This is a genomic window from Rhodococcus sp. 14-2496-1d, assembly GCF_002259365.1.
Taxonomy (GTDB): Bacteria; Actinomycetota; Actinomycetes; order Mycobacteriales; family Mycobacteriaceae; genus Rhodococcoides.
The window spans coordinates 526877-549929 of record NZ_NPFV01000018.1; the positions used below are offsets into that span (position 1 = coordinate 526877).

Genomic DNA, 23053 nt, shown 5'->3' on the forward strand with positions numbered 1-23053 from the left:
AGTTTGTCGGTGCTTGCCGATAGCGTCGAACGCATGAGAATTCTGCACACCTCGGACTGGCACATCGGTCGCACCTTTCACGGTGTCGACCTGTTGGCCGATCAGGGCGCTGTGCTGATGTCCATCGCGGAACTGGTTGCGGCACAGTCGATCGATGTGGTGGTGGTGCCGGGCGACATCTACGACCGCGCTGTTCCCAGTGCCGATGCCGTCCTGGTCTGCAACCGCGGACTGGAGGCCATCCGCGCGGCCGGTGCCGTGATCGTCGCGACGTCGGGAAATCACGATTCACCCGCTCGACTGGGCGCAGGCGCGGCCTTCGCGTCGGCAGGAGGGCTGCATCTGATGACGCGGGTGGGCGATGTCGCCACCCCGGTCGTCATCGACGACGAGCACGGGTGCGTTGCGTTCTACGGCATTCCGTATCTCGAGCCCGAAACCACTCGCGTCGAACTCGACGTTCCCACTGCGCGTACTCATGCCGACGTTCTCGGTGCCGCGATGGATCGGGTGCGCGGCGACCTCGCGACGAGAAGCGAGGCAGGGCAACGCGTTCGCTCGGTCGTGCTCGCCCACGCTTTCATCGTCGGCGGTGAAGCGACCGGATCGGAGCGGTCGATCTCCTCCGGCGGTATCGAGACCGCGCCTGCGTCGGCGTTCGACGGGGTCGATTACGTGGCGCTCGGACATCTGCATTCGCCCCAGACCCTCACCGACCGGGTGCGGTACTCCGGTTCGCCGCTGCCCTATTCGTTCGGCGAGCGGTCGCACCACAAGGCGGTATGGATCATCGATCTCGATGCCGACGGGCTCGGTACTGTCGAGCGAATGGATCTGCCGGTGGTCCGCGGCCTCGCCCGCATCGAAGGAACGCTCGAGGAATTGACCACGGACACAGCGTATTGCGAGTTCGAGGATCACTACGTCTCCGCCGTGCTCACCGACGAGGTGCGACCGGTCGACGCAATGCGCTTGCTGCAGCAGCGTTTCCCGCACGCGATCCACCTGGAATGGCGTCGGCCGGAGGGATCCGGCGAGCTTCGCTACCGCGACCGTGTGCGCGGCCGCAGCGATCTCGACATCGCCACCTCCTTCGTGACGGACATGCGCAGCGTGCCGACGGCCGCGGAGTCCGCGCTCATGTCCCGCGCTCTGGCCTCCGTGCAACGGGAGACCGAGGCCACCCGCGGGTCGGCCACCACGGCCGACCGCGGTGCTGCATGAGGCTGCATTCACTCGAGATCACCGCCTTCGGCCCCTTCGCGGGCACGGAGACGGTGGACTTCGATGCGCTGGGGGCCGACGGGCTGTTTCTGTTGCACGGTCACACCGGAGCCGGCAAGACGACGGTTCTCGACGCCGTGGCGTTCGCGCTGTACGGAACGGTGCCCGGAGCTCGTCGCGAGGGCAAGCGGCTGCTGTCCGATCACGCGGCCAAGGGTGCGGTGCCACAGGTCACGTTGGAAGCGACCCTCGGTGGGCGGCGGATCAGAATTGTGCGCAGTCCGGAATTCCTGCGGCCCAAGCTGCGAAGTACGGGTACCACCAAGCAACACGCCAAGGCCAGTCTCACCTGGCTCGACGGCCGCGGGCAGAACCTCACCCGGCTCAGCGAGATCGGTGATGCCGTCAACGCGCTGCTCGGGATGAGTGCCGACCAGTTCTTTCAGGTGGTGCTGCTGCCGCAGGGTGAGTTCGCGCGGTTCCTCCGAGCCGACAGCGACGAACGCGGGAACCTGCTCGAAAGACTCTTCGACACAGGCAGATTCGGTGATGTCGAGGAGTGGTTCGCGCAGCGTCGCCGGGAGCTTGCCGCCGAACTCGCCGACGCTCACCACGCCATCGACATCATGCTCGGCCGGGTGTCGCAGGCATCGGGTGTGCCCGAGCCCGCAGGCGAGGACGGCGAACAGCCGGACCCCCTCGAATGGGCGGCCGACGTCCTCGACGAAGCCCGGCAGAATCGGACCCTCGCGCAAGGTCGAGCGGTGCTGATCGATGCGGCTGCTCGGCGTGCGTCGGCAGCGCTGACGAAGGCCACCGCCGTTGTAGATCTGCAGCGTCGACGCGCTCTCGCCGAGGGGCAACTCGTGCAGTATCGGGAGGGCGAGACGGTGCGAGCAGCGCGCAGAATCGAGCTCGCCGATTCCGCGGCCGCCGGGCCGATCGCGGACACTGCTGCAGACCTCCGTCTCGCACGACTGGCGACCGACGCCGCAACGTCCGCACTCGTGGCGGCGGAGCATGCCCTCCCGTCGACGGCGGAGGGCCGACGCTTCCACGCTGCACTGCACTGGCCACCGGCACCGGCGGATCCGTCGGCCGAGCGCACGGTCGTCGCACAGTTCGTGCGTGACTGGACCACCGATGTCGCCCGGTTGCAGTCGCTGCTCGGTCTGGCCCGAGAAGCCGACCGACTCGACGGCACCCTCGCCGACTGTCGTGCGCAGCAACGCACCACCGCAGCGGCGATCGAACGCACCGTGCAGTCGCAGGCGTCGATGCCAGAGAAGATCGGAGCGGTCGAATCTCGGGTGGCACGAGCATCCTCGGCGGAGGCAGAGTTGCCGGGTCTCGAGGAGCGATGCGATCGTGCCCGCGCGGCGGCCGAGTCCGCCCTCGCCCTGGTGCGCACACGCGCGACTCTGGCCGAGGCGGAGCGGGCCCGCGACAGCGCCAGAGCAGCGCACAACACGGCCTGGGCGCACCTGCTCGATCTCCGTGAGCGACGCATCGACGGGATGGCGGCCGAGCTGGCGGCTCGTCTGGAGGCGGGGGAGCCGTGCGTCGTGTGCGGATCGGAGGTGCACCCGCATCCCGCTGCCGCGTCGACGTCGACGGTGACCAAGGCGCAGGAAGACAAGGCCGCTGCCGCGGAACGCAAGGCTGCTGCTGCGCTCGATCAGGCGGTCGCGGTCGTCGCAGAAGCGCAACGCGGCGTGGACCTGCTGCACGATCGCACCGGAGGGGAGTCCGCTGCGGAACTGACCCGGATTCTCGATGCCGCGACCACCGCAGTGCAGGACGCTCGTGCGCGTGCGGCCGATGTCGAACCCGCAACCGCGGAACTGCATCGGCTGCGGAGCGAGTCGGACGCGCTGACGGTCAGGCTCCACGACCTCGTCGCCTCGCGCAGTGCCGTCGACGAACGCATCTCGGCCACCGAGGAATCGCTGACGCAGATGCGAGCGTCGGTCGCCGAGGAAGTGAACGAGGGTGCGTCGCTGGTGGACCGAATCGCGGAGCGGGAAGCCTTGATCGACGGTGCCCGGCGAATTCAGGAGGCGCGTATCGCCTGGCTCGACGCCACTGCGCGGGCCGATGAGCTGGCAGCCGAACTGGACCGGCGAGTGCAGGCGTCGAGCTTCGAGTCCGTCGACGCGGCCGCCGGGGCAGTGCTGGCCGCGGACCGCGTCGAGCAGATCGAGACCGAACTGCGCACTGCCGAGGAGGCGCGTGCACATGCCGAGCACGTGTTGCGCGAGCCCGCCATCGTGGACGTGGCCGGCCGGCCGCCGGTGGATCTGGAACCGCTGGCACATGCGTGTTCCGAGCTGGACGAGAAGGTCAGGGCCGCTGCTGCCGAAGTGGCCGAATGCCGAAGGCGCGCAGACGATCTGGAACGGCTGATCACCGAACTGTTCACCGCCGCCCAGGCCATCGCGCCACAACGCGCCGAGTTCGACGAACTGGCGAACCTGGCGGACGTCGTGGCAGGCCGGGGGCAGAATGCTCGCAAGATGTCGTTGCGCTCGTACGTCCTCGCGTCCCGACTCGAGGACGTCGCCGAGTCCGCATCCGCGAGGCTGCGTCGAATGTCCTCGGGGCGTTACGAATTCGTGCACTCCGACGAAGCAGGCGTCCGTGGCAAACGGGGCGGTCTCGGACTGGACATCAGGGACGACTACACCGGCGTCGTGCGCTCGGCCAAGACCCTCTCGGGCGGTGAGGCATTCCTCGCGTCGCTCTCGCTCGCCTTGGGCCTGGCCGATGTGGTGGCCGCCGAATCCGGAGGTGTCGTCCTCGACACGATGTTCATCGACGAAGGATTCGGCACGCTCGACGCCGACACCCTCGAATCGGTGATGTCGGTTCTCGACGAACTACGTGCGGGCGGACGCGTCGTCGGCGTGGTCAGCCACGTCGACGAGATGCGTCAACGCATTCCCAGCCGCCTCTACGTCAAGCGGGAGCGCACCGGATCGACACTTCAGGTCGTCGCGTCCTGACCTGACGAAGGTTTGTCGGACTTCGACTCGTCCTCGTCGTCCAGACCGGCCTGCTCGTCGGTCAACCCCTCGGGCGGCGGGATCTCGTCCTCGAGTTCGTCCTGGTCCGGTTCGTTCGAGCGGGCGTCGATCTGCTCGGACAGGTACCTGATCAGCACGGCAGCCACCGCGGCAGCCGGGACGGCGAGGAACGCGCCGATGATGCCGAACAGTGAGCTACCGCCGGTCACGGCCAGCAGCACTATCGCCGGGTGCAGGTTCATGCTGCGACTCTGCAGGATCGGTTGCAGCACATTGCCTTCCAGCTGCTGTACCGCGACGATGATGGCGAGCACGATCAGTGCAGTGGTCAGCCCGTTCGCAACCAGGGCCACCAGAACGGCGAGAGCGCCCGCCACGAACGCACCGACGATCGGGATGAAGCCACCGATGAACGTCAGGGTCGCCAGCACCAGCGCCAGCGGAACACCGAGAATGACCAGTCCCAGACCGATGAAGAAGGCGTCGATGAAACTGACGATGGCCTGAGTTCGGATGAACCCGCCGAGGGTCGCCCACATCCGTGAGAGCACCTCGCCCAGATGGCGGCCGGCGCGGCCACCGGAGAATCCGTGCAACCACGGCAGGAACTTCGGCCCGTCCTTGACGAAGAAGAACGTCAGTACCAACACCAGCGCCAGGGTCACCAACAGTGAGCCCGCAGCGGATACGCCGGTGAACACGCCGGTGGCGATGACCTCACCGCTGTCCTGCAGCCGCGCAACGATGGCCGATACGGCCGAGTCGATCTGGTCGTCGCCGATGTTCAGCGGCGGACCCTTCAACCAGTCCTGAACCTGTGCGATACCGCCCGATGCCTGGTCGACCAACTCCGGTGCCTGCTCGGCGACCGACGGAACGATCAGAGTGATGATGCCGCCGATGACGACGAAGAACACCACGAGCGACACCGATGCGGCCAGAGCGGGAGGAAATCCCAGACGCATCATCAGCTTGGCCGGCGGCCACAGCACCGTCGCGACGATCACGGCGAGCAGGACCGGCAGCAGAATCACCCAGAGGTGCCCGATCAGCCAGCCCAACACCCACGCCCCGGCTGCGATGGAAATGAGGATCAGCGACCATTTGGCCAACCACACACCGCCGACCCCGATGAGGTCACCGCGATCATTGCCGGACGTCTCGGACTTCGACGTCTTACCGGGAACTGCCGATTCGGTCACTGTGGGGTCCTCACATTCGGCGGGTGGCGGTTCGTGAAGAACCATAACGTCCGGCGTACTCAGCCTGTATGTCACCGCCATCGGACGACCCGTCGACGAGACGTGCTCAGGCAGCCTCGTGTGCCAACAACCACTTCTTCACCGGCAGCCCCCAACGGAAACCGCCGAGCGCCCCGCCGATTCGAACCACCCGGTGGCACGGCACGAACAGCGCGGCGGCATTGCGCGCGCACGCCGACGCAGCACCGCGAATCGCTGCCGGTCTTCCGGACAGTTCGGCGAACTCGGAGTAGGTCACCGGTGCGCCTGGCTCGACGGTGCGCAGTACTCCCCAGGCGTGCATGAGAAATTCGCCGGATCGTTGCGCGACGGCAACGGAGTCGATGACGGTCAGCTCACCGCGGTGATAGTTCTCCACGGCGCGCGTCACGTCACCGAGATCGGCCACCCTGCGCACGGTGTCGGGTCGCATCGTCGGGTGGATCAGGACGCGGAGTTCTTCGACATCGGCGGTCCACCCGGAGGCGAGGACGCGCTGATCGTCGTCGACGATGGTGCTGAACGGCCCGATCGGAGTGTCCTGGGTGGCGGCGGTGGCAGTCATGGCTGTCTTCTTTCCAGTGCGGTGATCCACAGGTGCATCGAGACGTATGAACGCCACGGAGCCCAGCGGGCAGAGTTGTTCAACGAGATGCCGAGTGCCTGAGCACCTTGGCGGACGACGAGATCGGTATCGAGCAGAACATCGGGATCGCCGAGTAGTCGCATCACGACGTACCGGGCGGTCCAGGGTCCGATCCCTTTGAGCGCGAGCAGCTCTCGCTCCAGTTCGGGCCCTTCTCGCGCGGGATGCAGCACGACGGTTCCCGACGCGATGGCGTCGGCGACGCGGATGACGGTCTGCACCCGGGCGGCAGGTCCGGTGAGAACTTCGTGGCCCCGTTCGGCGATGACGGCAGGCTCGGGAAACAACCTGGTGACGGTTCCGTTGCCGAGATCGAGTGGCGCACCGAGAGCATCGACGAGTCGGGCGGTGTGGGTGGCCGCAGCCTTGAGCGAGATCTGTTGTCCGATCACGGTGCGCAGCAACATCTCTGCGCCGTCGACCACTCCGAGGGCACGGATGCCCGGGTGGGCGTCGACGCTCGGTGCCAGCTGCGGATCCGTGCGCAGGGCGTCGTCGACGGCGAGTGGATCGGCGTCGAGATCGAGCAGGTGGCGAATCCGAGCGACGGCCGGGGCAAGATCGCGCATGTCCTGCAATGTCACTGCGGCGCTGACGAATCCGTCCATCACCCGCAACGCCACGAGCCCGGCGGCATGCGGCAGGCGCAGCGATCGCACGTATTCGCCGTCCTCGGAGAAGGATTCGATGCCCTCGACCACGTGGCCCCGCAGGAACCACTCGATCCAGCCGCGATCCAGCGGCGGGCGGTACGGCAAGCGCAGGGTGACCGTTCCACCCGCGGTCGCAACGGCCGTGCGGTGTGCTTCTCTGCGCAGTGTCGACGGATCGACGGCGAACACTTCTTTGATGGTGTCGTTGAATTGCCGAACGCTGGAGAAGCCGGCCGCGAAGGCGACGTCGGCCATCGACATGTCGGTGGTCTGAATCAGGGTGCGGGCGGTGTGGGCGCGGTGCGCGCGGGCCAATGCCAGCGGTCCTGCACCGACTTCGGCCGTCAGCACGCGGGTCAACTGACGGGTCGAGTAACCGAGGGTGCTGGCGAGGCCGTCGACGCCACCACGTTCGACGGCTCCGTCGGAGATCAGTCGCATGGCACGAGAACTGAGGTCCGAGTGAATGTTCCAGCGTGGGGAACCGGGGGTGGCGTCGGGCTGGCAGCGGCGGCAGGCTCGGTAGCCGGATTGTTGCGCCGCCGCTGCGGTGGCCATGAACGAGACGTTGCCGGGCTTGGGTGTGCGGGCCGGGCAGGAGGGTCGGCAGTAGATGCCGGTGGTGGAGACGGCGGTGAAGAACTGGCCGTCGAACCGTGCGTCGCGCGAGGAGACCGCGCGATAACACCGATCGAAGTCCAGTTCTTGCACCTGCCGTTCGCTGCTCATGCACCTACTGTGTCAGCGTGGACGCGTCGGTGCTAGCGGAAATCGGACATCACCGTGTCAGCAGCAGCGTGCCCCCGGGTTTCGGTCCGCCTCCGCGTGCCGATCCTTCCAGTACTGCCGCACGGTCGGCGGTTCCTGACCGGGGTGGTGACGGGCCAGATGGGCGACGTATCGGTCGTAATCGTGGTCGCCCATCACCGAGGTGATCCACCACCACAGCCCGCGCATCTAGTGCGCCGATCCGGGGCGACGGACGGTGCCCGCGTCGATCAGCTCGTCCCATTCGGCCTGGATCTTCTTCTCGGCCGGGGTGAGGACGAAACCGGTGGGACCGAAGATCTTCGACGGCACCTCGGGCTCCTCGTTGTCGGGCAGGTTGTCTCCCCGAACGGCCTTGATGCACACCCACACTCCGGCGAACACGACCACCAGGACGAGTGCCGCGAAGATGATCGACAGCGTGCCCTGAATGAAGGTGTTGCGGATGACGGCGTCGATGGCCTCGGGTGTCTTGGCGCTACCGAACTCGCTCAGGCCCTGCGCCTTGGCGTCGCGGAACTGCGAGTGCTGCGTCCAGTAGCCGATGGCCGGGATGGAGGAGAAGATCTTCTGGTACGACGCCGTCATGGTGACGATGAGGTCCCAGGCGAGTGGAACTCCGGGGATCCAGGCCCACTTGTAGAGACCACGCTTGACCACGATGACGAGTACCACCGTCAGTGCGATGGCGGCCAGCAGTTGGTTCGCGATACCGAACAGCGGGAACAGGGTGTTGATTCCGCCCAGTGGATCGGTGACACCCATGAGAAGGATTGCGCCCCAGGCTGCGACAACGATCAGCGAGCAGATCCAGGCACCGGGACGCCACGACGGATCCTTGAACTTCTTGGCCGATGCGCCGGGCAGGTTGCCGATGCTGTCGGAGAGCATGAAGCGTGCGACGCGGGTGCCGGCATCGACCGTGGTGAGGATGAACAGTGCCTCGAACATGATCGCGAAGTGATACCAGAACGACTTGAGCGATTCGCCGCCGAACACCTGGTGCAGTACCTCGGACATGCCGAACGCGAGTGTCGGTGCGCCGCCGGTGCGGGAGATGATCGATTCCTCGCCCACATCGGCTGCCGCCTGGCTCAATTCGGCAGGGGTGATGTCTCCGCCGCTCAGCCCCAGTCCGTTGACGTAGGTTGCCGCAGTCTCCGGAGTGCCGCCGGTCAACGTCGCCGGTGCGTTCAATGCGAAGTAGATGTGCTGATCGAGGACGCACGCCGTGATCAGAGCCATGATGGCGACGAACGACTCGGTGAGCATGCCGCCGTAGCCGATCATGCGCATCTGCTTTTCCTTCTCCAGCAGCTTCGGCGTGGTGCCGGAGGAGATCAGAGCGTGGAAGCCGGACAGTGCGCCGCAGGCGATGGTGATGAACAGGAACGGGAACAGGGACCCTGCGAATGCCGGCCCGTTGCCCTCGGTGGCGAAGCTGGTCATCGCGGGCATCTGGATCTCGGGACGCGCGATGAGGATGCCGACGGCCAGTAGGGCGATGGTGCCGACCTTCATGAACGTCGACAGGTAGTCGCGCGGGGCGAGCAGCAGCCATACCGGCAGGATGCAGGCGAGCAGACCGTAGCCGATCAGCAGCCAGGCGACGGTCACCTTGGAGAGGGTGAACCAGTCGGTGCCCCAATCGGTTTCGGCAACCCAACCGCCGGCCACGATGGCGAGCAGCAACAGGACGACGCCGATGAGCGAGACCTCGGTGACGTTGCCCGGCCGCAGGAAGCGTAGGTAGACACCCATGAACAGTGCGATCGGGATGGTCAGCGCAATGGAGAAGACGCCCCAGGGGCTTTCGGCGAGTGCGTTGACGACGACCAGGGCGAGCACCGCGATGAGGATGATCATGATGACGAACACCGCGACCAGGGCGGCGGTGCCGCCGACGACTCCGAGTTCGTCGCGGGCCATCTGGCCGAGGCTGCGGCCGTGGCGTCGCGTCGAGATCCACAGCACCAGGAAATCCTGTACGGCACCGGCGAACACGACGCCGATGATGATCCACATGGTGCCCGGGAGGTAACCCATCTGAGCGGCGAGGACGGGTCCGACGAGCGGGCCTGCTCCGGCGATCGCGGCGAAGTGGTGGCCGAACAGCACCCGACGGTCCGTCGGCATGTAGTCCTTGCCGTTCTCCAGAATCTCGGCGGGGGTGGCGCGGTCGTCGCGTGGGAAGACGATCTTGCGTTCGATCAGCCTGGCGTAGAAGCGAAAGGCGAAGATGTAGGTACACACCGCGGCGATGACGAACCAGACGGCGTTGGGATTCTCTCCGCGGACGATCGCGATGATCGTCCACGCAACACCGCCGAGAAGGCCGATGGCGACGAGCATGAGGCGCTTGATCGGGGTCATCGGATGTGACTCGACGACGCCGACGGGCGGCAGATCGGGATCTGTCTTCAGCAATTCGACGTGTGGTTCGTCGGCCGCTTTCAATGACATGTGTGGGGTCTCCAGGCTCGCAGGTGTGACTGCGATCACCCTATGTCCGGCGCGGGCGCACGTCCTCGAATCGACGCATCGCCGTGCGCCCGGCGGTCGCTGGAGTGCGACGAGCGGCAACCGTGCCGATGGCGCGTGCCGATCAGCCGCCGAGGGCGTCGTCGACGGCTCTGGCGCTGAGCACCTGATCCAACACCAGCGCGGCGCTACCGATGACTCCGGAGAGGTCGCCATGGGTGGTGGCCTGGATGGTGAGGGCCTTGGTGGCCAGTGCGGTGGCGTTGCCGTAGACGGTTTCACGCAGCCCGGCGACGAAGATGTCGTAGGCGTTCGCCATGTCGCCGCCGATGATGAGTACCTCGGGGTTGAGCAGGTTCACGGCCCCGGCCAGAGTTTCGCCTATGTGGCGACCGCTGTCGCGGATGAGTCTGCGTGCCTCGGGGTCGCCGCTCACTGCGAGGTCGACGACGCCGCGGACGTGGCCGACTTCGCGGCCCTGTTCGTTGAGTGCGCGCACCAGTGCCCAGCCGCCTGCGATGGCTTCGAGGCAGCCGCTGTCGCCGCATCGGCAGGCGACACCTGCTGCAGCTGCGGTCTTGGTGTGGCCGAATTCTCCTGCAGCCCCGAGTGATCCGCGTTGCAGTGCGCCGCCTGCCACGATCCCGGCTCCGAGACCCGTCGAGGCCTTGACCAACAGGGCGTTCTGGAAGCGGTCTCTGTTGTCGCGCCGTTCGGCGAGGACCATCGCGTTGGCGTCGTTGTCGAGAAACACCGGAGCCGACGTCGTATCGGCGAAGAACGGGGCCAGCGGCACCCCGTCCCAGCCGTGCATGATCGGCGAGTCCAGGCTGCACCCTCGGTCGGTGTCGGCGGTGCCGGGGATGGACAGCCCGACCCCGAGGATGCGGTGGCCGGTTCGGTGCGATTCGTCGAGCAGTGCCTGCAGTCGCTTGGTGATCTGCGGCATCAGTTCGTCCGGGCCGACGCCGATCTCCTGGTCGACGGTGTCGCTCGCGAGCAACTCGCCGCCGAGGGTGAAGACGCCCAGCTGGGAGCGGCTGCGTCCGATCGCGGCGGCGAGCACGACTCCGGCGTCGATGTCGAACGACAGTCTCGCCGGAGGCCTGCCGCCGGTCGAGTGGGTGTCCTCGGTTTCGATGACCAGGCCGAGGCCGGTGAGCGCGGCGACGCGGGACGCGACGGCAGACCGTGACAGTCCGGTGATCCGGCCGAGCTCGGCCCGGGTATCAGCTTCTCCATCGCGGACCAGAGCGAAAACCTCGCCTGCCGTCGCAGGTGGAGCGCTCAGGCGCGGCATCGACATAGACGCCATTCAACCAACTGGCAACTTCTACGGCAACAACCCAAGAAGTGCCACTTATAACTTCAAAAAGCATAAGTTGGGTTGTCGATCGACCTAAGCGGCCTTAAGGTGAGTGATGAGAGACCGAACATCGGAGATACTCATGGACATACTTCATCCGGTCCTGCGGCAGGTCACCGACCGCATCGCAGACCGTAGCCAGTCCGCTCGCGCCGCCTACCTCGCTCGAATCGACGCCGCAGGAGATCGAGGCCCCGCCCGTGGCCGCCTCGCCTGCGCCAACATCGCCCACGGTTTCGCCGCCTCCGGCAAGTCCGACAAACAAGCACTGCGCGGCATGGTCAAGCCCAACATCGCCATCGTCTCGGCCTACAACGACATGCTCTCGGCGCACAAGCCGTTCGAGAACTACCCCGCCGTGCTGAAGAAGTCCGTCATCGATGCCGGCGGCATCGCGCAGTTCGCCGGGGGAGTCCCCGCCATGTGCGACGGCATCACTCAGGGCCGCGACGGCATGCAACTCTCACTCTTCAGCCGAGACATCATCGCAATGTCGACGGCAATTGCGTTGTCCCACGACATGTTCGACGCCACCCTGATGCTCGGGGTGTGCGACAAGATCGTCCCCGGAATGCTCATCGGTGCACTGAGTTTCGGCCATCTTCCCGCGGTGTTCGTGCCCGCAGGTCCGATGACGTCCGGACTTCCCAACGGGGAGAAGGCAAAAGCGCGTCAGCTCTACGCCGAGGGCAAGGTGGGCCGTGAGGCTCTGCTCGACGCCGAGGCCGCGTCGTATCACGGCAGTGGTACCTGCACCTTCTTCGGAACGGCCAATTCCAATCAGCTGCTGATGGAGGTCATGGGCCTGCATCTGCCGGGATCGTCCTTCGTCAACCCCGGAACTGCGATGCGCGACGCATTGACCCGCGAGGCCGCGCACGTCGTCACCGGCCTGACGTCGCTCGGTGACAACTACACGCCGGTGGGTGAGGTCGTCGACGTCAAGTCGATCGTCAACGGCTGCGTCGCGTTGCTCGCCACCGGTGGTTCGACCAATCACACGATGCACCTCGTCGCCATCGCCAAGGCCGCCGGCATCACGCTGACCTGGCAGGACCTGTCCGATCTGTCGGCCGTCGTGCCGCTGATGGCCAGGATTTACCCGAACGGCAAGGCCGACGTCAATCACTTCCACGCAGCAGGCGGCCTCGGATTCGTCATCGGATCTCTGCTCGACGCCGGGTTGATGCACGAGGACGTGAAAACCGTTGCTGGGCAGGGCCTGCGACGCTACACACAGGAACCGAAGCTCGACGGCGACGGAGTGATGTGGCAGGACGGAACTCGAATCAGTCATGACGCCACCGTCTTACGCGGTGCAACCGAGCCGTTCAGTGCCGACGGAGGGCTGAAGATGTTGACCGGTCCGATCGGCAAAAGCGTCATCAAGACCTCTGCGGTGGCACCGGAACATCGTGTGGTCACCGGTCCGGCGCGGGTGTTCGACGACCAAGCCGACTTCCTGGCAGCATTCGATGCAGGACTGCTCGACACCGATTTCATTGCGGTGCTGCGGTACCAGGGACCGCAGGCCAACGGCATGCCAGAACTCCACAAGCTCACCCCCGCGTTGGGTATCCTGCAGGACCGCGGCCGGTCCGTCGCGCTGATCACCGACGGCCGGATGTCCGGAGCTTCCGGAAAAGTGCCTGCGGCAATTCATCTCACACCCGAGGCGGCGAGCGGTGGACCGATAGCGAAGATCCTCGACGGTGACGTGATCACCGTGGACTCTCTCGGTGGCACATTGTCGATCGACGTTCCGCTCGACGAGTTCGAAGCCCGACCGGTCACCGGTCGAGTGTTGGACGCAGACGAGTGGTCGAGCACCGGCCGTGACCTGTTCTCCGGGATGCGTGCTCTCGTCGGTCCGGCAGACGAGGGTGCGATGTTCGTGATGCGTTGACCCGAGAACCCGATTCGAGAGAAAGTAAGACCGTGACTGCATCCTTGCTCGACCGTGTACCCGTCATTCCCGTCGTCGTCATCGACGATCTCGACCATGCCGTTCCGATCGCCCGCGCTCTGGTGGCGGGCGGAGTGCCCGTCATCGAGTTGACTCTGCGGACACCGGTGGCGCTCGATGCCATCGAGCGCATCGCCGCCGAGGTTCCCGACATCCTCATCGGTGCCGGCACGATCATCACTCCCGGCCAGGCCAAGCAGGCCGCCGACGCGGGCGCACAGTTCCTGGTCTCGCCCGGCTGTACGCCTTCCCTGACGAAGGCCATGCGAGACACCGGACTACCCCACTTGCCCGGTGCCGCAACGGTGTCCGAGGTGCTCACTCTGCTCGAGGCCGGTTACACCGAGCTCAAGTTCTTCCCGGCCGAAGCATCCGGTGGCGCGAATTTCTTGAAGTCGATCCACTCGCCGATCCCGGCCGCACGCTTCTGCCCGACGGGTGGCATCTCGACCTCCAATGCATCGAGCTACCTGGCGCTGCCGAACGTCGGCTGTGTGGGCGGATCGTGGCTCACTCCGGCTTCGGCCGTCGCGCAGGAGGATTGGGACGCCGTCACTCGGTTGGCCGAGGCCACCTCGACGCTGAAGGCAACAGCCCAGTAGCGGTCAGCACCACGAGTGTTCATCCGCGGGTGACCGAGATACCGCCGTCCACGTACAGCGTTGTCCCGTGCACCATCGCGGCGTCGTCGGAGACCAGAAACAGCACTCCGTTCGCAATGTCCTGTGGCTCGAGCACTGTGCCTGCAGGCGTTCCGGCCGTCATGGCGTCCAACACCTCTCGCGCATCCTCGTTGCCCGGCGTGAGCGTCGCGCCGGGTGCGAGGGCGTTGACCCGCACGCCGCGTGGGCCGAACTCGGCAGCCCAACTGCGAGTGAGTTGCTCGTCGGCGGCCTTGGTAGCGGAGTACATCGCGGCGAAGGGGCTGCCCATCGTGGCCATCCACGACCCGATGTTCACGATGACGCCACTGCCGCGCTCGGCCATGGCGGGAGCCAGTTCGCCGACGAGCACATGCGGAGCTCGAACGTTGACGGCAAGCATGGCGTCGAGTTGGTCATCGGGCAGGTCTGCGGTGGCGGTGGCCGGATAGATGCCGGCGTTGTTGACGAGAATGTCGACGCGGCCGCCGAGAGCGTCGGTGGCGCGGGCCGCGAATTCGCGGAGCTCCTGGTAGCTGCCCGAGAGATCGACGTCGACGAAGGCCGCAGTGCCGCCTGTCTCGGAAATGCTGTGCGCCAGGGCCTTGCCGCGCTCGGCGTCGCGGCCGCTGACGACCACCGATGCCCCCTGGGCGGCGAGGGTCAGCGCGATGGCAGCACCGATCCCACTGGTCGATCCGGTGACGACGGCTGTGCGTCCGAGGAGCTGCGGAGAAGTGGAAGAAGTCATGACGCCATGTCTACGGTCGGTCGAGGCAGGCAACCAGGCGTCGTTCTGCCTAGGTCTGTCATGACCAGGTTGCCGATCGCCCATGTCGCTACTGTGGGATTCGTGAACAAAGACAGGTCCGCCCTCAGCGCATTTCTGCGTGATCGGCGCGACCGCATGACCCCGATCGAGGCGGGGATTCGTACGTATCCCGGTGCCCGACGGGTGCCGGGGCTGCGGCGCGAAGAGCTGGCGGCTCTGGCCGGAGTGAGTCCGGATTACTACAGCAAACTCGAACAGGGTCGGCAGGCCAACGTGTCGAACGAGGTGCTGCTGGCAATCGCCGGTGCGTTGAAGCTCGACGATGTCGAGTCCGCGCATCTACTCGATCTCGCGTCCCCGGCGACGCCCACCGAGGATGCTGCGCAGGTACCGAATCCAGGGCTGCTCCAGGTCATGAAGGCGCTCGACCATGTGCCGGTGATCCTGCTCGGGCGCAGCGGGGCCGTCCTGGCCAGCAACTCGCTGGTCCGATCGGTACTGAGTCTGCAACCGTCCGCCGACCAGTCGTTGTTCCACTATCTTTTTCGCAACCCCATCGCCCGCGAGCGAATCGTCAATTGGTCGCAGTTCGCGGCAGCATCGGTCGCGGGGTTGCGCCGTGACCTCGCTCGTCGACCGGGGGATCGCGCGCTCATCGCCTTGATCGCCGAATTACGTTCCGCAGAGCCATGTTTCGAGCAGTGGTGGAGCGACCACGAGGTTCGCGAATTCGAGCGCGCAACCAAGATCATCCAGCATCCGGCGGCGGGAACCCTCGAATTCGGTATCGAGTTTCTGACCTCGCCCAGCGAGCCGGATCAGAGTCTCATCGTCTACACGGTCGAGGACGGGTCGAGCACTGCCGAGATTCTGCCGATCTTGGCGAGTTGGGACCCGAGTTCGGCGATCCGCACTTGACCTCGATATAACTCGAGGTTTTAGCGTCGCCTGCATGGACACACTCGGTCTCGGCAGACTCGGCATTTCCATCGACGTATCGCCGTCGTACCTCGACGACGCACACGAGTTGGAATCACTCGGATTCACCTCGGTCTGGTTGCCGGGTGGACAGCTGGATCGGCTCGGCAGGTTGGCCGATCTGGTCCACGCGACCGAGAAGGCGACCATCGTTCCGGGGATCGTGCCGGTCGATGTGTACTCACCTGCACAGACCGGTGAGCTGTTCGACGGGCTCTCGGGCACCGGTCGATTCGTTGTCGGCCTCGGTGGGCCGCAGAGTGCTCGGCCTTTGGCCGGGTTGAGGAAGTACCTGGACGAGCTCGAGGTGCCCGCCGATCACCTTCTGCTCGCGGCGCTCGGTCCGAAGAAGTTGGAGATGGCGCGGGACCGCGCTGCCGGCGCAATCGCGTTGCTGGTGACGCCGGAGTGGACGGCGCAGGCGCGCGGTGCACTCGGTGGGTCGACGTTGGTGGTCGACCAGTTCGTCGTGGTCGAGTCCGACCCGGATCGGGCGCGTGCTGCAGCTCGGCAGCCGCTGAGCTTTCTCGCCACTGTTCCCGGCTATCGGCAGAACTTTCTGCGGATGGGCTTCTCCCAGGCCGACGTCGACCAGCTCAGCGACCGATTCATCGACAGCCTGGTGATGTGGGGGAGCATCGGGACGATCGCTTCGCGGGTTGCGGAGCACCACGAGGCGGGAGCGGATCACGTCGTTCTTGCACCCCTCGGCGCTTCCAGTATCGACGCTGGCCGGGCACTGTCCGAGCTGGTGGTGTCGTCAAAGTAGACTCCATAGACCGTGAGCCTCACCCTCGGAATCGTCGGACTGCCCAACGTCGGCAAGTCCACCCTCTTCAATGCACTGACCAACAACGATGTGCTGGCCGCGAACTATCCGTTCGCCACCATCGAGCCCAACGTCGGAGTGGTCGCGCTGCCGGATCCCCGGCTCGAGAAGCTGGCCGAGGTGTTCGGTTCGGAGAAGCTCGTGCCTGCGCTGGTGTCGTTCGTCGACATCGCCGGCATCGTCAAGGGTGCGTCCGAGGGCGCAGGCCTGGGCAACAAGTTCCTCGCCAACATTCGTGAGGCCGACGCCATCTGCCAGGTCGTTCGTGTCTTCGCCGACGACGACGTGGTGCACGTCGACGGTCGCGTCGACCCGACCGCCGATATCGAGGTCATCGAAACCGAACTCGCGATCGCCGATCTGCAGACCCTCGAGAAGGCCATTCCGCGCCTCGAGAAAGAGGTGCGGATCAAGAAGGATCGCAAGCCCGCACTCGATGCGGCGCTGGCCGCGCAGGCTGTGCTGAACGACGGCAAGACGCTGTTCTCGGCCAAGGCGAAGTTGGACTTCGAGCTGCTCGGTGAGTTTCAGTTGCTCACCACCAAGCCCTTCCTGTACGTCTTCAACGCCGACGAGTCGGTGCTGACCGACGACGCGAAGATCGGCGAACTGGCTCGCCTCGTCGCGCCCGCCGATGCGGTGTTCCTCGATGCGAAGATCGAATCCGAGTTGCTCGAACTCGACAAGGAATCGGCAGCCGAACTGCTCGAATCGGTCGGACAGACCGAGCCGGGTCTCGATGCATTGGCACGTGCAGGCTTCCACACTCTCGGCCTGCAGACCTACCTCACCGCAGGCCCGAAAGAGGCCCGCGCGTGGACGATTCATCGGGGTGACACCGCACCCCAGGCTGCGGGCGTCATTCACACCGACTTCGAGCGCGGCTTCATCAAGGCCGAAATCGTCTCCTACGAAGACCTCATCGCCGCGGGTTCCATGGCCTCGGCCAAGGCCGCAGGCAAGGTACGCATCGAAGGCAAGGACTACGTCATGGCCGACGGCGATGTGGTGGAGTTCCGCTTCAACGTCTAGTCGCCGAATTGCAGAATCGGCGGCGCTTTACCGCCAAGTGTCAGATATTGTTACCGCGGTGGTACGCGCCACCGACTGCGCTTCCACGTGGCAACCACGTGAATCATCGAGGAGAGGCCTGACCAGTTCAGGACATGTCCGGATGGGGTGCGGCGCAGAAATGCGCCTCCTTCATTGTGCCGATGCCCGACATCGGTTGGCGAAAGGACATGACATGTCGTCGAAGGACGAAAAGAACCTCGCTCAGGTGATCGAGAAGATCTCGAAGATGGACGAACCACGGCGTTCGGTCATGCAGCGTGTGCACGACATCATCGTGTCCGCGGCACCCACTTTGAAGCCGCGAATCTGGTACGGAATGCCCGCCTATGCGAAGTCGGCGAGCACACCGGCGCTGGTGACGCTGCGCAACGACGATCGACTGAATCTGGCCATCACCGAGAAGGCGGTGTTCCGCGCTGCCGGTGGCGCAGACGGAGAGTTGATGCCTGCGGCGTGGTTCTTCGAGACCGTGGACGAGGGCACGGCGCAGCGCATCGCCGAGATCGTCCGTTCGGTCGTCGACTGAGCACGTTCGGTCGACCGCGGGTCCGGTCGTTGCCCGACGTGAGTTCATCCGTGACCCCTCATCCACCAAATCTACGACACCCGAGTTGTGGTGCGAGTGATCGCAATTGCTCATCGCAGGGACGCCTATCGGTGATCATTGCGGCACGTTCTGCGAGTGGGCGTCGTCGTCTGCGCCGCCCAATGATGTTGACTACGCTTCGAATCGGACGATAGGAGAACGTGAATGGGTCTGCAGGAACTCGAAGCACTGGTGCACCGAACGGCCACTGCTGGGGAACCTTTCGAGCGTGGAGCCGATGAGGCGGAGCAGACATACTTGTCTTCGCTTGCGGCACGGGAGAGTACGAAGCTGATCTGTGAGGTCGGGTTCAATGCCGGCTTCTCGAGTTGGGCGTTCCTCGACGCATCGCCCGATACGACCGTCGTCTCCTTCGACCTGGCCGCCTATGCCTACAGCGACGCCGCGAAAGCACATATCGACGAACACTTTCCGGGCCGGCACACCCTGATCCGGGGCGACTCGCACATCACCATCGCGGCCTATGCGAAGGAACATCCGGACGTACGGTTCGACGTCATCTTCATCGACGGCGACCATTCGGTGGAAGGTGCTCGCGCAGACCTCGACGACCTCCGTCCACTCGCCACCGCGGACTCGATCGTGATCATGGACGACATCACCCCGTGGCTCTGGTTCGGCGAAGGTCCCACCCAGGCATGGCAGGAAGCCGTCGATGCGGGCCGGATTCTGCACACGCAGTACTTCCGCGACGGCGAACCGGTCGATGGGGTGACACCTCCGGCTGCCCGCGCCTGGGCCGAGGGGCGCTACCCCTTCTGAACCTCCGCGCGGGGTCGAGCAGCGTTTCTCACCGACAGTCGGACACGGCCTGCCGTACCAACTCGGCGGCCTCGTCGGTGGTCGACGCGAAGTGGACGTTGTCGAAGCGGTGCAGGTAGGCGTCGTAGATACCGGACACCTTCCTGTTCGCGTTGTCCATCGCCACGACACGCTTGCCCATCATCGCCGCCAGTACCGCGGCGTGCAGTCGATCGGTGAGGACGACGGGTGCGAGGTTCAGAATGCGTTGGGCCACACGAAGGTTGAGCTTCGCCGTTTGCTCGTACGAGCGGAGAAGGGCGGGGTAGAGCAGACGATTTGTTCTGGGGAAACGTTGCGCAATCAGAGTCGGCAGCATCACCGCCGTCGAGATCGCCAGATCCGTTCCGTGCAGGCCCCAATCGTATTGGACGGATGAAGCGTCGATATTCACCGATGCATGACCGAGGCTTTCCGAATCGGCGCGCAGGAGCTTCACGACCTCCACTGCAGAGCCTTCGGCGCTGCGCGCGATCTCGGCACCGAAAGCCATGTCCGGACAGTACTCGACGCGATTGCTCGGGAAATGCTCGAGCGCCAATTCGTACGAACGTTGTTCACGGAGCATGAGGGTGAGATCCGGGTGCTGCGCGTACAGGGCTGCGGTCCTCGTAAGGGCTCCGGCATCGGCAAAGTCGATGCTCTGGGGGAGGCACACTATTTTGTTGCGAGGAAACCGCGCAACGATTGCTTCACGAAACCTCTGGTCGATCGGCCACCGGTCGCCGAAATTTCCCCCGCCTTGCAAGAACAGGGTCCCGTCGCCGATTCGTTCTTCGAGTAGAGCATCGTTGTGGGTGAACGGATCGGACACGTAGTCGACGTGCACGTTCAACCGCTTCAGGTACTCGACCTCACCGGCGTGGATGAGCGAGTCACCGGCATTGTAGTGATTCGGAAAGTCCAGGTGCGCCACACGATCTCCCGGTTCCGCGTGAGGCCGCAGGACGCCGAGAGTCTCTTCGCGTAGCGCATCGACGGTCTCGTGCGTCATCGGACGCTCGGTCTCTGTCGTCGGCCGAGCGAGGTCACTCGTGTTCGCAGAGCGCCGTAGTGAATCCCGATGTAGTGAGCCCACAAACCACTCGGTAGCGGTCTCAATATCTTCGGCAGCCACGGATTACGAACTGTCGCAAGATAAAGTATCGACACCGCGTGTACGGGAATCCTGACCAAGGACGAGGGGTGTGGGCAGCCCGATGCGCGGTGCTTCGTCGACAGTTGATAAGACGTCCGGCCGTACGCCCGACCTTGCTCGAACGATCGACGGACAGTCGTTCTGACGCGGTAGGCGACCACTGCATCCGCGGCATGTCCGAGTGTCGATCCCGCCTGCTGAATTCTCCACGAGTAGTCGACGTCCTCGGCACCGCCGACGAAGTCTTCGTCGAAGTCTCCGACCTTCTCGAACACCCTCCGCCACATGGCGAAATTGCTCCCCGGTGCGTACGGCAGATAGGCGGAGCGGAACAGAGCGCCGGGCGGCGGGACGGTTCGCCACGCCGCCACCTCCGGGGAATTGAGGGATTCGACTTCGAGTGCGCCGCCCACCGCGTCGAAACTGTCGAGTGCATGTACCAGAGCAGTCAGCCAAGTCTTATGAGCGACGTCGTCGTGGTCGACGAAGGCAACTATGTCGCCGTGCGCAGCTTTCACGCCGACGTTTCTGGCGTACGAGACTCCACGCTTGGCGGAGGCGTCGACCATGCGGATCGTCATAGGCAGAGAGAGATTCTCGAGGTGTGCGCGCAGGCCGTCGGTCGAGCCGTTGTCGCTGACTATCAGCTCGACGTCGCCCGTGTAGTCCTGTGCGGCGACGGCCTCGAGCTGCTCATCCAGATCGGGCAACCCGTTGTACACGGGGAGGACGATGGAAACGAGACTGATCGGCACGGTCCGACCCTATCGCGAATTCGGGCACCGTTCGGCCGCGTGCCCCGCTGCCCAGGCAGATATCGGCTACTTCTTTCCCCGCAACTTTTTCTCCAGCGGCGTCGGGAAGGACGGGACCACCGGGGTGCCGTCGAGCAGGGTGGTTATTCTTTCTGCCTCGGCTGCAACGGCTTTCGACACCGGAGCCCCGACGTCCTCCAGGAATTCCGTCACCACTGCTCCGGAACCGGTGACCGCCCAACCGCCGACGATACGACCACCGGACCAGATGGTCGGGCCGATGTTGCCGAAGGTGTCGAACAGCGGGGCCTTGTGCTCACCCAGATACCAGGCTCGGTGCTTCCACCCCATCGGCGTGGGATCGAGCGCAGGTAGCAGCATGACGCTCGTGCCGGAAGGCTTATCGAAAACAGTGCTGGACAACATGATTCCGTCGCCCTCGGTCAGTTCGACCGTAACGGTGTTCAGTCCGGACACCGCCTGACGAGTCTGTGTCTTGTTCCAGCCCGTCCACCACTGCAGATCGTCGAGGGTCGCAGGGCCGAACACCTCGAGCCAACGTCGGGCAAGATCGGCACGTGCCTCGGTCTCGTCGAGATCGGGAATCCCGTCCGGCCACCAGTGATCGATCGGTGCCCACGCGTGGCGTCGCGATGTCCACGCGCCCCGCGGTTCGACGCGCACGAGCCTTCCCTCGGCGGCCATCATCACCAGTACCTCCGAGGTGACGTACCGCTTGACGTCGTACACCTTGTCGGTGGTCGGCAGCAGCGCGGTCTTGAGGCCGGGCACGACGGCAGACAGCTCGGCCCCGGTCGCGGTCCCCATCGATCGCAACGCCGACTCGGTCTCGGCTTCGGTTGCGGCGAGCCATGATTCGACATCGGCGATTACCGGTTCGGTGGGCAACGTGGAGACCTGCTTGATCAGGCGTGCCCGCATGGTGCGCGCAACTCCCAGGCTCGCCGCAGCGTGAATCATCGGAACGTCGTCGTGAGCGACGACGAACATCGTGCGCCGCATCGCCATCAACCGCACCAGGCTCCGGCGCTCGTACATCGCATCACGAACATCCGAGAGTTCCAGTGTTCGAGCGCGGGCGAGCACCGACAGATACACCGTCGCCGGATCGGTGGCATGCAACGCGAGGAGTGACGACACCACAGCTTCGGTGGTCGATGCACGGGCGAAGTGCTGCGCGACGAGCCGGTGTCGGCGCTGAGCGTCGGTGATCTTCACGCGATCAGTGTGACGGCATTTGCGGCGCAGGGCCGACGAATCCGGTGAGAAGTGCGTCGGCGATGTCGCTCATCCCGTGTGCGCGGGCATCGGCGGCGGCACCGACGTGGTCGTACTCGACCAGCTCGAACGAGACTGTCCAGCTGCCACGGTCGTGGTCGTCGAGTACCGCGTAGCGCGCATGCGGAGAGCCGGATTCCATGACGTGCGGGTAGGGCTGATCGTCGTCGTAAGCGGGCGCGCCGACGCTCCCTGGATTGACCACGAGTGTGCCGCTGGGGAGAGTCCATTGTCGCTGCAGGTGGGTGTGGCCGCAGGCGATGACGGAGTGGTCCATGAAACCTGCTGCCCTGTCCAGTATCTCGGCCTCGGTTGCCTCGCGAGAGCCGTTGTCGTCCACCGAGTGCAGGAAATATTGCTCATCATCGGTGGGTGTTCCGTGCACTGCGAGGATTCCGCCATCGAACTCCAATGAGAACGGCAGCGAGGCCAGCCACTGTCGATGCTCGTCGTCGAGTCGATCATGGGCGTGCCGATCCCAACTGCCCATGGACTCCCGGTCCTGCTCGAGCAGATAGCGGTCGTGATTTCCCGCGACAGTGGGAAAACCGAGTGCCATCAGCCGGTCCGCAGTTCGACGCGGATGCAGGCCGCCGGACAACAGATCGCCGAGATTGATCACCGAGTCGACGCGATGGCGTTCGATGTCGTCGACGACGGCGTCGAGCGCCGCGATGTTGCCGTGAATATCGGCAATGAGAGCTACCCGCACAACCACAGGATCGCAGCGTGGGTATAGGACTGCAACACGGCAGCCCGTCGCGAGTGCTGGAGACTTCACCCTCACA

Annotated in this window: 20 protein-coding genes; 9 read left to right on the forward strand and 11 right to left on the reverse strand. The window is 65.1% G+C overall.

Annotated features, from left to right (window positions below; translation table 11 throughout):
• Positions 1-33 precede the first annotated feature (33 nt).
• Positions 34-1224: an exonuclease SbcCD subunit D gene (locus CH296_RS16120; protein WP_094685184.1), complete on the forward strand. Its 1191-nt coding sequence runs from the start codon at positions 34-36 to the stop codon at positions 1222-1224.
• Entirely contained in the window at positions 1221-4229 is a 3009-nt protein-coding gene (locus tag CH296_RS16125; protein WP_094685185.1) for an AAA family ATPase, read from the forward strand. Before CH296_RS16120 ends, CH296_RS16125 begins: the two co-directional genes overlap by 4 nt.
• Here the strand turns inward: CH296_RS16125 and CH296_RS16130 are convergent.
• The 6 genes from CH296_RS16130 to CH296_RS16155 form a co-directional block, all read right to left on the reverse strand.
• Complete coding sequence (locus tag CH296_RS16130) at positions 4211-5452, reverse strand: AI-2E family transporter (RefSeq protein WP_306436620.1); 1242 nt, start codon at positions 5450-5452, stop codon at positions 4211-4213. The two genes, CH296_RS16125 and CH296_RS16130, sit on opposite strands and share 19 nt — an antisense overlap.
• A 106-nt stretch (positions 5453-5558) precedes the next feature.
• Entirely contained in the window at positions 5559-6056 is a 498-nt protein-coding gene (locus tag CH296_RS16135; RefSeq protein WP_045199133.1) for a methylated-DNA--[protein]-cysteine S-methyltransferase, read from the reverse strand.
• Positions 6053-7519: an AlkA N-terminal domain-containing protein gene (locus CH296_RS16140; RefSeq protein ID WP_094685186.1), complete on the reverse strand. Its 1467-nt coding sequence runs from the start codon at positions 7517-7519 to the stop codon at positions 6053-6055. Before CH296_RS16140 ends, CH296_RS16135 begins: the two co-directional genes overlap by 4 nt.
• 57 nt (positions 7520-7576) lie before the next feature.
• Positions 7577-7747 carry a YbdD/YjiX family protein gene (locus tag CH296_RS16145; protein WP_072692145.1) on the reverse strand — a complete coding sequence of 57 codons (171 nt, stop codon included), beginning with the start codon at positions 7745-7747 and terminating at the stop codon, positions 7577-7579.
• A complete protein-coding gene (locus tag CH296_RS16150) occupies positions 7748-10021 on the reverse strand; it encodes a carbon starvation CstA family protein (protein WP_094685244.1) in 2274 nt (757 codons plus the stop codon).
• A 142-nt stretch (positions 10022-10163) separates the two neighbouring features.
• Entirely contained in the window at positions 10164-11345 is a 1182-nt protein-coding gene (locus CH296_RS16155; RefSeq protein WP_094629557.1) for an ROK family transcriptional regulator, read from the reverse strand.
• Between the two features lie 142 nt (positions 11346-11487).
• On the opposite strand from CH296_RS16155, the gene edd reads away from it, so the two are divergent.
• The gene (gene edd, locus CH296_RS16160) at positions 11488-13311 is read left to right on the forward strand and encodes a phosphogluconate dehydratase (RefSeq protein ID WP_094685245.1); all 1824 of its coding nucleotides are present in this window, start codon (positions 11488-11490) and stop codon (positions 13309-13311) included.
• A gap of 32 nt (positions 13312-13343) precedes the next feature.
• A complete protein-coding gene (gene eda, locus CH296_RS16165; RefSeq protein WP_032394043.1) occupies positions 13344-13973 on the forward strand; it encodes a bifunctional 4-hydroxy-2-oxoglutarate aldolase/2-dehydro-3-deoxy-phosphogluconate aldolase in 630 nt (209 codons plus the stop codon).
• A gap of 19 nt (positions 13974-13992) precedes the next feature.
• On the opposite strand, the gene CH296_RS16170 is transcribed toward eda, so the two are convergent.
• Positions 13993-14763, reverse strand: coding sequence for an SDR family NAD(P)-dependent oxidoreductase (locus CH296_RS16170; protein ID WP_094685187.1), 771 nt, complete (start codon positions 14761-14763; stop codon positions 13993-13995).
• Between the two features lie 102 nt (positions 14764-14865).
• On the opposite strand from CH296_RS16170, the gene CH296_RS16175 reads away from it, so the two are divergent.
• From CH296_RS16175 to CH296_RS16195, 5 genes are all read left to right on the forward strand, one after another.
• Positions 14866-15702, forward strand: a complete 837-nt coding sequence (locus CH296_RS16175) for a helix-turn-helix domain-containing protein (RefSeq protein WP_032394217.1) — start codon at positions 14866-14868, stop codon at positions 15700-15702.
• 34 nt (positions 15703-15736) lie between these two features.
• Positions 15737-16531: a TIGR03620 family F420-dependent LLM class oxidoreductase gene (locus CH296_RS16180; protein ID WP_094685188.1), complete on the forward strand. Its 795-nt coding sequence runs from the start codon at positions 15737-15739 to the stop codon at positions 16529-16531.
• 12 nt (positions 16532-16543) lie between these two features.
• Complete coding sequence (gene ychF / locus CH296_RS16185; RefSeq protein ID WP_032394046.1) at positions 16544-17623, forward strand: redox-regulated ATPase YchF; 1080 nt, start codon at positions 16544-16546, stop codon at positions 17621-17623.
• Between the two features lie 214 nt (positions 17624-17837).
• The gene (locus tag CH296_RS16190; protein WP_032394047.1) at positions 17838-18191 is read left to right on the forward strand and encodes a DUF1801 domain-containing protein; all 354 of its coding nucleotides are present in this window, start codon (positions 17838-17840) and stop codon (positions 18189-18191) included.
• A gap of 225 nt (positions 18192-18416) precedes the next feature.
• Positions 18417-19034 carry a class I SAM-dependent methyltransferase gene (locus CH296_RS16195; protein ID WP_094646974.1) on the forward strand — a complete coding sequence of 206 codons (618 nt, stop codon included), beginning with the start codon at positions 18417-18419 and terminating at the stop codon, positions 19032-19034.
• A 28-nt stretch (positions 19035-19062) separates the two neighbouring features.
• Here CH296_RS16195 and CH296_RS16200 read toward each other — a convergent pair whose 3' ends face one another.
• From CH296_RS16200 to CH296_RS16215, 4 genes are all read right to left on the reverse strand, one after another.
• Complete coding sequence (locus tag CH296_RS16200; protein WP_094685189.1) at positions 19063-20067, reverse strand: polysaccharide pyruvyl transferase family protein; 1005 nt, start codon at positions 20065-20067, stop codon at positions 19063-19065.
• Positions 20064-20966: a glycosyltransferase family 2 protein gene (locus CH296_RS16205; RefSeq protein WP_094682161.1), complete on the reverse strand. Its 903-nt coding sequence runs from the start codon at positions 20964-20966 to the stop codon at positions 20064-20066. Before CH296_RS16205 ends, CH296_RS16200 begins: the two co-directional genes overlap by 4 nt.
• Before the next feature lie 66 nt (positions 20967-21032).
• Positions 21033-22205, reverse strand: coding sequence for a winged helix DNA-binding domain-containing protein (locus CH296_RS16210; protein ID WP_094685190.1), 1173 nt, complete (start codon positions 22203-22205; stop codon positions 21033-21035).
• 4 nt (positions 22206-22209) lie between these two features.
• The gene (locus tag CH296_RS16215) at positions 22210-22977 is read right to left on the reverse strand and encodes a metallophosphoesterase (RefSeq protein ID WP_094685246.1); all 768 of its coding nucleotides are present in this window, start codon (positions 22975-22977) and stop codon (positions 22210-22212) included.
• Positions 22978-23053 lie beyond the last annotated feature (76 nt).

What these genes read in the sequence shown, in the direction of transcription:
- CH296_RS16120 (WP_094685184.1), top strand. Translation starts at nt 34, where the DNA reads ATGAGAATTCTGCACACCTCGGACTGGCACATCGGTCGCACCTTTCAC.
- CH296_RS16125 (WP_094685185.1), top strand. Translation starts at nt 1,221, where the DNA reads ATGAGGCTGCATTCACTCGAGATCACCGCCTTCGGCCCCTTCGCGGGC.
- CH296_RS16135 (WP_045199133.1), bottom strand. Translation starts at nt 6,056, where the DNA reads ATGACTGCCACCGCCGCCACCCAGGACACTCCGATCGGGCCGTTCAGC.
- CH296_RS16140 (WP_094685186.1), bottom strand. Translation starts at nt 7,519, where the DNA reads ATGAGCAGCGAACGGCAGGTGCAAGAACTGGACTTCGATCGGTGTTAT.
- CH296_RS16145 (WP_072692145.1), bottom strand. Translation starts at nt 7,747, where the DNA reads ATGCGCGGGCTGTGGTGGTGGATCACCTCGGTGATGGGCGACCACGAT.
- CH296_RS16150 (WP_094685244.1), bottom strand. Translation starts at nt 10,021, where the DNA reads ATGTCATTGAAAGCGGCCGACGAACCACACGTCGAATTGCTGAAGACA.
- CH296_RS16155 (WP_094629557.1), bottom strand. Translation starts at nt 11,345, where the DNA reads ATGTCGATGCCGCGCCTGAGCGCTCCACCTGCGACGGCAGGCGAGGTT.
- edd (WP_094685245.1), top strand. Translation starts at nt 11,488, where the DNA reads ATGGACATACTTCATCCGGTCCTGCGGCAGGTCACCGACCGCATCGCA.
- CH296_RS16170 (WP_094685187.1), bottom strand. Translation starts at nt 14,763, where the DNA reads ATGACTTCTTCCACTTCTCCGCAGCTCCTCGGACGCACAGCCGTCGTC.
- CH296_RS16180 (WP_094685188.1), top strand. Translation starts at nt 15,737, where the DNA reads ATGGACACACTCGGTCTCGGCAGACTCGGCATTTCCATCGACGTATCG.
- CH296_RS16190 (WP_032394047.1), top strand. Translation starts at nt 17,838, where the DNA reads ATGTCGTCGAAGGACGAAAAGAACCTCGCTCAGGTGATCGAGAAGATC.
- CH296_RS16195 (WP_094646974.1), top strand. Translation starts at nt 18,417, where the DNA reads ATGGGTCTGCAGGAACTCGAAGCACTGGTGCACCGAACGGCCACTGCT.
- CH296_RS16200 (WP_094685189.1), bottom strand. Translation starts at nt 20,067, where the DNA reads ATGACGCACGAGACCGTCGATGCGCTACGCGAAGAGACTCTCGGCGTC.